3 protein-coding genes are annotated in these 1,062 nt (G+C 68.0%); 2 read left to right on the forward strand and 1 reads right to left on the reverse strand.

Features of this window, described 5'->3' with window-relative positions:
* On the forward strand, positions 1-304 hold a 304-nt coding region (locus tag L995_RS24425), incomplete at its 5' end, for a helix-turn-helix domain-containing protein (protein WP_047473996.1).
* Here the strand turns inward: L995_RS24425 and L995_RS24430 are convergent.
* Positions 277-771 (reverse strand): PACE efflux transporter, encoded by a 495-nt coding sequence (locus L995_RS24430; RefSeq protein ID WP_016452173.1) that lies wholly within the window; start codon positions 769-771, stop codon positions 277-279. The two genes, L995_RS24425 and L995_RS24430, sit on opposite strands and share 28 nt — an antisense overlap.
* Before the next feature lie 74 nt (positions 772-845).
* Here L995_RS24430 and L995_RS24435 point away from each other — a divergent pair.
* Positions 846-1,062: helix-turn-helix domain-containing protein (locus L995_RS24435; RefSeq protein WP_047473997.1), on the forward strand; the 217-nt coding region annotated here is incomplete at its 3' end.

Here is a 1,062-nt window from a genome sequence, read left to right on the forward strand (position 1 = left end):
CCAGTTGCTGGCGCGCCACATGGGCGCCAGCGGCCTGGGGGAGTCGATGGTGCTGCTCAGCCACGAGGCGCCGCAGGCGCCCGCCGCGCGCCGGCTGCAGCAGGTGGCGCTCACCCCGCGCGAGACCGAGGTGCTGTCATGGCTGAGCAAGGGCAAGACCAACCGCGACATCGCCGACATCCTGGGCATGAGCCCGCGCACGGTCAACAAGCACCTGGAGCACATCTTCGAGAAACTCGGCGTGGAGACCCGCACGGCCGCCGCCGCCGTGGCCGGTCAGCTGCTGCAGGCCGGCTCGCCCTGAGCGCGGGGTGCCACCGCAGCGGATGCCGAGGCCGAGGCCGGCAGGCCGAACACATGGTCGAAGCACCAGTTGAAGACATAGGTGTAGACCAGGAAGAAGACCAGCAGGCCGGCCTCCATCACCGTGGCCTCCCACAGCGTGACGCCGAACCACCAGGCCATCAGCGGGATCAGCACCATGGCCAGCCCGCCCTCGAAGCCCAGGGCGTGCACCACGCGGCGCAGCACCGAGCGGCCCTTGACGCTCTGGCGCGACTCCCACTGCTCGAACAGGTGGTTGAAGGTCAGGTTCCAGACGATGGCCAGCGTGGAGGCGGCAATCGCCATGCCGCCCGAATGCCCGGCGCTCTGGCCGATGGCCATGAACAGCAGGCTGGAGGCGAGGATGGCGATCAATTCATACAGGGTCACGAAGACCACTTTGCGCTTGGGCCCCTGGAGGCCCTTTTTGTGTGTCTGCAAGGTCATAGGGGGCGCAGTCTATATGCCGGCAATTGAACGTTAAAGTCAGATTCTTTCAATAAATCTGACAGGTCCCCACCATGTCCTTTCCAGCCGACCAGGTGCCGCTGTTCATTGCCGTGCTGGACCACGGCTCGTTTTCCGCCGCCGCGCGCCAGCTGGGCCGCGTGCCCTCGGCCGTGAGCATGGCCATCGCCCAGCTGGAGGCCGAGCTGGACCTGCAGCTGTTCGACCGCAGCGGCCGCGAGCCCCGGCCCACGGCGGCGGCGCGCGCACTGGAGCCCCAGGCCCACGCGG

The organism is Delftia sp. ZNC0008, assembly GCF_000799035.1.
GTDB lineage: Bacteria > Pseudomonadota > Gammaproteobacteria > Burkholderiales > Burkholderiaceae_C > Comamonas > Comamonas tsuruhatensis.

Excerpts from the sequence above, each read along its gene's own strand:
- L995_RS24430 (WP_016452173.1), bottom strand. The coding sequence starts at position 771 with ATGACCTTGCAGACACACAAAAAGGGCCTCCAGGGGCCCAAGCGCAAA.